This window comes from Corallococcus sp. CA054B (genome assembly GCF_003611625.1).
Taxonomy (GTDB): Bacteria; Myxococcota; Myxococcia; order Myxococcales; family Myxococcaceae; genus Corallococcus; species Corallococcus coralloides.
Window position 1 is genome coordinate 25,008 of sequence record NZ_RAVY01000116.1, and the last position, 6,885, is coordinate 31,892.

The following is a 6,885-nucleotide window of genomic DNA, read 5'->3' on the forward strand; positions in this document are numbered from 1 at the left end:
CATGCGCTCCTCGCTCCCGCGGCTGTGCGCCGCCACCAGCCTGACGCTCGCGCTGGTGGCGTGCGGCATCAAGGGCAACCCCCGCGCGCCCCGTCCGGCGCCGCTGCCCCCGCCCACCGCGGAGACGGTGCCCGCGCAGCAGTCGCCGCGCGGGCCCGTGGAGCCCTCGGGCCCCACGGTGCCTCCGGCCACCTCGGACGCCGGGCTGCCCGAGTGAGCGCCTTCCACCACCGGAAGGGCGTGCTGCACGCCGAACAGGTGCCGCTGCCCGCCATCGCGGACGCGGTGGGCACCCCCACGTACGTCTACTCCACCGCCGCGCTCACGGAGCGCTTCCAGGCGGTGACGGAGGCGTTCCAGGGGCAGAAGCACCTCATCTGCTATTCGGTGAAGGCCAACTCCAACCTGGCCATCCTGGGCCTCTTCGCCCGGCTGGGCAGCGGCTTCGACATCGTGTCCGGCGGCGAGCTGGCGCGCGTGAAGCAGGCCGGCGGCGAACCGGGCAGGACCGTGTTCGCGGGCGTGGGCAAGACGCCGGACGAGATGGCCCAGGCGCTGTCCCAGGGCCTCCTGCTCTTCAACGTGGAGAGCGCGGAGGAACTGGAGGCGCTGGATGCCGTGGGGCGCAAGCTGGGCAAGCGCGCGCCGTTCGCCCTGCGCGTGAACCCGGACGTGGACGCGCGCACGCACCGCTACATCTCCACCGGCCTGAAGACGTCCAAGTTCGGCGTGCCCTTCGAGGAGGCGGTCGCCCTCTACGCGAAGGCGAAGAAGATGAAGGGGCTCCAGGCGCTGGGGCTGGACTGCCACATCGGCTCGCAGCTCACGCGCACCGCCCCCATGAAGGCCGCCCTCACCAAGGTGGCGGACCTCTACGTCACGCTCAACGCCCGGGGCCACGCGCTGGAGTACCTGGACGTGGGCGGCGGGCTGGGCATCACCTATTCGGACGAAACGCCGCCCAGCCCCCAGGAGTACGCGCGCACGGTGCTCAACGCGACGGAAGGCACCGGGGCCACGCTGCTGTTGGAGCCCGGGCGGGCGCTCGTGGGCAACGCGGGCGTGCTGCTCACGCGCGTGCTGTACAGGAAGCCCACCCAGGCGCGGACCTTCGTCGTGGTGGACGCGGGCATGAACGACCTGCTGCGCCCGGCCCTCTACGAAGCGCACCACGACCTGCAGCCGGTGGTGAAGCGCCGCGGCCGGGACGTGGAGGTGGACGTCGTGGGGCCGGTGTGTGAGTCCACGGACGTGCTCGCGCGGGCGCGCCCCCTGGTGCTGCCCCGCCAGGACGACCTGTACGCCTTCATGAGCGCCGGGGCTTACGGGATGAGCATGGCTTCCACCTACAACTCGCGGCCCCGGCCGGCGGAGGTGCTGGTGGACGGAGCGGCCTGGCGTGTCGTGCGGGAGCGCGAGCGCGTCGAGGACCTCTGGCGCGGCGAGCGGGCCTGAACGTATAAGCGCCGGCATGAAGACCTTCGAAGGCTCCATGACGGCGCTGGCGACTCCGTTCCACGACGGCGCGCTGGACGAGGGGGCCTTCCGGGCCCTGGTGCGCTTCCAGCTGGACGGCGGCACGAACGTGCTGCTGCCCATGGGCACCACCGGCGAAGCCGTGACCATGGACGCCGACGAGCGCGCGCGCGCCATCGCCGTCGTCGTGGACGAGGTGAAGGGCCGCGTGCCGGTGGTGGCGGGCGCGGGCAGCAACAGCACGCGCGAGACGATTGAGTCCGTGCGCCGCGCTCGCGAGGTGGGCGCCAACGGCGCGCTCATCGTCACGCCCTACTACAACAAGCCCACGCAGGCGGGCCTGGTGGAGCACTTCCGCGCCATCGCGAAGGCGCACCCGGGCTTCCCGCTCATCGCCTACAACGTGCCGGGCCGCACGGGCGTGGACCTCCTGCCGGAGACGGTGCTCCAGCTGTGTGACATCCCGGAGGTCGTGGCGCTGAAGGAGGCCACGGGCAACCTCATCCGCGCGGTGGACCTGGTGGAGAAGTGCGGCGACCGGATGACGCTGTTGTCCGGAGACGACTTCACGGTGCTGCCCTTCATCGCGTGCGGCGGCAAGGGCGTCATCTCCGTGTCCTCCAACGTCGCGCCCCGCATGATGGCGGACCTGGTGGCGGCGGCGCGGAGCAACGACATCGCGAAGGCGCGCGGCCTCCAGGTGCGGATGAACGCGCTGCACCGGCTGCTCTTCGTGGAGTCCAACCCCATCCCGGTGAAGTGGGCGCTGCACCTGATGGGCATGTTCGGCCCGGAAGTCCGGCTGCCGCTCGTGCCCATGGGCGAGGCGAACGCCGCGAAGCTGAAGGCCGAGCTGTCCGGGCTGGGCCTGCTGAAGGCCTGAGAAGGAAACACGCGCCATGACCCGCACCGTCATCACCGGCATCTCCGGCCGCATGGGCAGCACGCTGGTGCGCCTGGCGAAGGCCGCCAGCGACCTTCCGGTGGTGGGCGCCACGGTGCGCCCGGGCAGCCCCCTCTCCGGTCAGGACGCGGGGCTCGTGGCCCGGCTGGGTTCTCCGCTGGACGTGCTCGCGCACGACGACCTGGGCCGCGCGCTGGACGGCGCGAAGGCGGACGTCGTCGTGGACTTCACCGGCCCGGAGGCCACGCTGCACCACGCGAAGGTCTGCGCCGAGCGCGGCGTGGCGCTGGTGGTGGGCACCACGGGCTTCGCGCCGGAGGGGCGCGCGCAGCTGGAGGCGCACGCGAAGAGGATTCCCATCGTCGCGGCGCCCAACATGTCCGTGGGCGTGAACCTGGTCATCCGCATGGCCGCGGAGCTGGCGCGCGTGCTGGGCCCGTCGTTCGACGTGGAGGTGCTGGAGGCGCACCACCGCATGAAGAAGGACGCGCCCAGCGGCACCGCGCTCAAGCTGGCGGAGGTGCTGGTGGACGCGCTGGGCCGCTCGAAGGACGACCTCACCTTCGCGCGCGAGGGGCAGACGGGCGCCCGCCCGACGGGTGAGATTGGCGTGCAGGCGCTGCGCGGCGGGGACGTCGTGGGCGAGCACACGGTCTACTTTTTCGGCGAGGGCGAGCGCATCGAGCTCACCCACCGCGCGACGAACCGTGATCAGTTCGCGCAAGGGGCGCTGAGGGCCGCGCGCTGGGTGGCGGGCCGCGCGCCGGGACTCTATGACATGGCCGACGTGCTCGGCCTCCAGGGGAAGACATGACCGCCCGTTATTGCCGCTTCCAGGTCGAGGGCCGCGCCAGCTACGGCCGCGTCGACGGCAACGAGGTGGTGGTGCTCACCGCCGCGCCGTGGGCCGGCGGCAAGGAGACCGGCCTGCGCCGCTCGCTCCAGGGGCTCACGCTGCTCACGCCTTCGGACGCGTCCAAGGTCGTTTGCATTGGCCAGAACTACCGCAAGCACGCGGAGGAGATGGGCAAGCCCATCCCCACGGAGCCGCTCATCTTCACCAAGCCCTCCACCGCGCTCAACGGCCCGGGCTCGCCCATCCGCATTCCCAAGGCGAGCCAGGAGGTCCACTACGAAGCGGAGCTGGCGCTCGTCATCAGTGAGCGCCTGAAGAACGCCGACGAGGCCACCGCCGCGCGCGCCATCTGGGGCCTCACCTGCTTCAACGACGTCACCGCGCGCGACATCCAGCGCAAGGAGATCCAGCACACCCGCGCCAAGGGCTACGACACCTTCGCCTGCGCGGGCCCCTGGGCCGTGACGGGCCTGTCCCCCGCGGACCTGCGGGTGGTGTGCCGGGTGAACGGACAGGTGCGCCAGGATGGCCGCACGTCCGACATGGTGTTCAGCGCTGCCCGCCTGGTCTCCTTCATCTCCCACATCATGACGCTGCTGCCCGGCGACCTGGTGAGCACGGGCACTCCGTCCGGCGTGGGGGCGCTCAAGGCCGGGGACACGGTGGAGGTGGAGCTGGAGGGAATCGGAACCCTGGTGAACCCGGTTGAGATGGAGCCTTGAGTGCGACCGTCTATGTAGGACTGGGTTCCAACGAGGGAGACCGCGAGTCCCACCTCGTGGCCGCCCTCGCCGCGATTTCATGCATCGACGCGGTGTCGGTGCTGGGCTGTTCCTCCCTCTATGACACGGCCCCGGTGGGGCCCGCGCAGCCGCGCTTCCTCAACGCCGTGGTGGCGCTGGAGTGCGACCTGACGCCGCAGCGCCTGCTGTGCATCCTCCAGCGGATTGAACAGGACCTGGGCCGCCGCCGGATGCAGCGCTGGGGCCCGCGCACCATCGACCTGGACATCCTCCTGTGGGACGAGGAGGACCACTGCGTCGTCGCGGACGCGAACCTCCAGGTGCCCCACCTCGAACTGCACAAGCGCCGCTTCGCGCTGGAGCCCCTGGCGGAGCTGGCCCCTGACGCCCGCCACCCGGTGCTGGGCGTGACGGTGCAGGAGCTGCTCGCGAAGCTCGCCCCCCAGGACGTCCGCAAGCGCGAGGCCCTCTACTGGCCCGACATGGGCGCCCGTTTCCCCGTCCACGAACTATGAGCCTGTCCCTCGTCCTGGCCACGACCGCGCTGCTCGCGGCCGAGCCCTCCTCCCTGCCTCCTGGTCACCCCACGATTCCGCCCGGCACCCAGGCCTCCCCCGCCATGGGCTCGGGCGCCAATGCCGCCAACGGCGCGTTGCCTCCCGGCCACCCCACGATGCCCGCGGGCTCCCCCGTGGCGCCGGGCACGCCGCTGCCGTCGGGCCACCCCACGGTGGACGCGAACAAGCTGCCGCCCTCCGCCGAGGAGCTGATGAAGCAGCTCGACTCGTCCGAGGGCCTGCGCGAGCGGGAGAAGACCTTCGAGATCGCCTCGTCGCTGGGCCGGCTCTACTACATGAACGGCCGCAACACGGAGGCGCTGGCCTACCTGGGCCAGGCGCAGGCCAAGGCGGACGGCGTGCGCTCGCTGTTCCTCGCGTCCCGCAAGAAGCTGGGCAAGGCCGCCATCCCCACCCCGCAGGCCGCCAACTGCGGCTTCACGCCGGGCCAGGCGCTGGACTCCATGGAGGCCGTGGCGCAGGCCCGCGCGAAGTCCGGGGACGCCGCCGGCGCCGCCGCGTGCGCGCTGGCCGCGCTGGTGCCCGCGCTGGACGTGGACACGTTGCGCGGCAACGCGCTGTACCTGGGCGGTGACACCGCCAACGCGCTGAAGGCGTACGCGCGCGTGCTGGAGGTGGAGCCCCGCCACGAAGAGGCGCTCTACGCCCACTCCGCGCTGCTCTTCGAGACGCAGGGCGAGGACCTCCAGGCGCTCGGGGCCGCGCGCCAGGGCTTCGACGCGCTGGTGACGGCGTACCCGCAGTCCCAGCGCGCGCCCATGGCCCGCGAGCTGAGCGTGCGCATCGCGGAGATTTCGAAGGCGGGCGGCCGCAAGAAGTGGCTCGCCACGCGCGCCGCGGACCGCAAGGTGCGCCTGTCCCAGAACACCGCGCAGGCCGCCGCGATGCCGTCGGACGCGCCGCGCCCGCTGACGCCGGAGATGGTGGACGCGGTGAAGAACACCGAGCGCACGCCTGAGCTGGAGGCGGGCCTCACCAAGCTGGTGGAGGAGGGCGAGGAGCACCTGGCGCGCGGCCGCTACCAGGAGGCCCTGGCCAACTACACCCGCGTGGTGCCCTTCCAGCCGGAGAACGGCCGCGCCAAGGCGGGCATGGCCTGGGCGCTGGTGGGCCTGGGCCGTCCCATGGGCGCGCGCGTGTGGAGCGTGGCGCTGGAGTCCGACGCGGCCGCGGTGGAGAAGCTGGGCGACACGCTGCTCGCCAAGGGCGACGCGAAGGGCGCCAAGGCCCTCTGGGAGAAGCTGTCCCAGGACGTGCCCAACTACCCCAACAAGGCCGCGCTCCAGGCGAAGCTGTCGCAGTAACTAGACGAACTTCGCCGCCAGCAGGTCCTGGACGTCGAGCAGGCCCACCGCCCGGCCCTCGACGTCCACCACGGGCAGCTGGTCCACCCTCAGCTCGCGCATCTGCGCGGCGGCGGTGAGCACCAGCATGTCCGGGGTGATGCAGCGCGGGCGCTTGCCCATCACCTCGCGCACCGGCACCTCGAAGTCGGTGTGGCCCTTCTCCACCAGCCGGCGCAGGTCGCCGTCCGTGAAGATGCCCTCCAGCTTCCCGTCGCGGTCCACCACGCACGCGGCGCCCGGCCGGCCCGGCGTGTTGGTCATCACCACCACCGCCAGGGACAGCCGCGCGGTGTCCAGCACCAGCGGGTTCGCGGGGCCCGTGCGCATCAATTCGAAGACGCGCAGCACGGAGCGCCCCAGCTTCCCGCCCGGGTGCAAGAGCGCGTAGTCGTCCCGCCCGAAGGGGCGGCTTCGCAGGAGCGTCATCGCCAGCGCGTCGCCCACGGCGTGCAGCGCGGCGGTGGACGCGGTGGGCACCAGGCCCATGGGGCAGGCCTCTTCGATGCGGCCGATGTCCAGCACCACCTCCGCGCCCTTCGCGAGCGGGCTGTCCGCGTCCCCGGTGAGCGCCACCACCGGCGTGCCCATGCGCTTGAAGAGGGGCAGCAGGCGCAAGAGCTCCTCCGTGCTGCCGCTGTTGGACAGCGCGAGGATGACGTCGCCCGGGCCCACGCGGCCCAGGTCTCCGTGCACGGCCTCCGCGGGGTGGAGGAACACGGAGCGGATGCCGGTGGACGCCAGCGTGGAGGACAGCTTCTGGCCGATGTGGCCCGCCTTCCCCATGCCTGTCACCACCACCTGGCCCGGGCAGTCGCGCACGAGCTTCAACGCGCGCAGGAACGCGTCCCCCAGCCGGTCCGTGACGCCCAATATCGCGCGGGCCTCCGCCTCCAGCACGCCGCGCGCGTAGGTGAGCGCGGCCTCGTCGTCCGCGTCACGCGCCTCCGGACGCAGGGGGGCAGGGGACGGCGCGCGGCCGGGG

Annotated in this window: 8 protein-coding genes; 7 read left to right on the plus strand and 1 reads right to left on the minus strand. The window is 72.4% G+C overall.

Going from position 1 to position 6,885, the window contains the following annotated elements; genetic code table 11:
* Position 1 precedes the first annotated feature (1 nt).
* From D7V80_RS25375 to D7V80_RS25405, 7 genes are read left to right on the plus strand one after another with little or no spacing between them, the layout of a single operon-like run.
* Positions 2-217, plus strand: coding sequence for a hypothetical protein (locus D7V80_RS25375; RefSeq protein WP_120590623.1), 216 nt, complete (start codon positions 2-4; stop codon positions 215-217).
* Positions 214-1,455, plus strand: a complete 1,242-nt coding sequence (lysA, locus tag D7V80_RS25380; protein ID WP_120590624.1) for a diaminopimelate decarboxylase — start codon at positions 214-216, stop codon at positions 1,453-1,455. Before D7V80_RS25375 ends, lysA begins: the two co-directional genes overlap by 4 nt.
* Before the next feature lie 16 nt (positions 1,456-1,471).
* Positions 1,472-2,359 carry a 4-hydroxy-tetrahydrodipicolinate synthase gene (dapA, locus tag D7V80_RS25385; RefSeq protein WP_120590625.1) on the plus strand — a complete coding sequence of 296 codons (888 nt, stop codon included), beginning with the start codon at positions 1,472-1,474 and terminating at the stop codon, positions 2,357-2,359.
* Between the two features lie 16 nt (positions 2,360-2,375).
* The gene (gene dapB, locus D7V80_RS25390; protein ID WP_120590626.1) at positions 2,376-3,194 is read left to right on the plus strand and encodes a 4-hydroxy-tetrahydrodipicolinate reductase; all 819 of its coding nucleotides are present in this window, start codon (positions 2,376-2,378) and stop codon (positions 3,192-3,194) included.
* Positions 3,191-3,958 carry a fumarylacetoacetate hydrolase family protein gene (locus D7V80_RS25395; protein WP_014399261.1) on the plus strand — a complete coding sequence of 256 codons (768 nt, stop codon included), beginning with the start codon at positions 3,191-3,193 and terminating at the stop codon, positions 3,956-3,958. The genes dapB and D7V80_RS25395 overlap by 4 nt, the downstream gene beginning before the upstream one ends.
* The gene (gene folK / locus D7V80_RS25400; protein ID WP_014399260.1) at positions 3,955-4,494 is read left to right on the plus strand and encodes a 2-amino-4-hydroxy-6-hydroxymethyldihydropteridine diphosphokinase; all 540 of its coding nucleotides are present in this window, start codon (positions 3,955-3,957) and stop codon (positions 4,492-4,494) included. Before D7V80_RS25395 ends, folK begins: the two co-directional genes overlap by 4 nt.
* The gene (locus D7V80_RS25405) at positions 4,491-5,861 is read left to right on the plus strand and encodes a hypothetical protein (RefSeq protein WP_120590627.1); all 1,371 of its coding nucleotides are present in this window, start codon (positions 4,491-4,493) and stop codon (positions 5,859-5,861) included. The genes folK and D7V80_RS25405 overlap by 4 nt, the downstream gene beginning before the upstream one ends.
* Here the strand turns inward: D7V80_RS25405 and D7V80_RS25410 are convergent, their stop codons facing one another.
* Complete coding sequence (locus tag D7V80_RS25410) at positions 5,862-6,686, minus strand: SIS domain-containing protein (RefSeq protein ID WP_370452537.1); 825 nt, start codon at positions 6,684-6,686, stop codon at positions 5,862-5,864.
* Positions 6,687-6,885 lie beyond the last annotated feature (199 nt).

Excerpts from the sequence above, each read along its gene's own strand:
- D7V80_RS25375 (WP_120590623.1), top strand. The coding sequence starts at position 2 with ATGCGCTCCTCGCTCCCGCGGCTGTGCGCCGCCACCAGCCTGACGCTC.
- dapA (WP_120590625.1), top strand. The coding sequence starts at position 1,472 with ATGAAGACCTTCGAAGGCTCCATGACGGCGCTGGCGACTCCGTTCCAC.
- dapB (WP_120590626.1), top strand. The coding sequence starts at position 2,376 with ATGACCCGCACCGTCATCACCGGCATCTCCGGCCGCATGGGCAGCACG.
- D7V80_RS25395 (WP_014399261.1), top strand. The coding sequence starts at position 3,191 with ATGACCGCCCGTTATTGCCGCTTCCAGGTCGAGGGCCGCGCCAGCTAC.
- D7V80_RS25405 (WP_120590627.1), top strand. The coding sequence starts at position 4,491 with ATGAGCCTGTCCCTCGTCCTGGCCACGACCGCGCTGCTCGCGGCCGAG.
- D7V80_RS25410 (WP_370452537.1), bottom strand. The coding sequence starts at position 6,686 with ATGGGGAAGGCGGGCCACATCGGCCAGAAGCTGTCCTCCACGCTGGCG.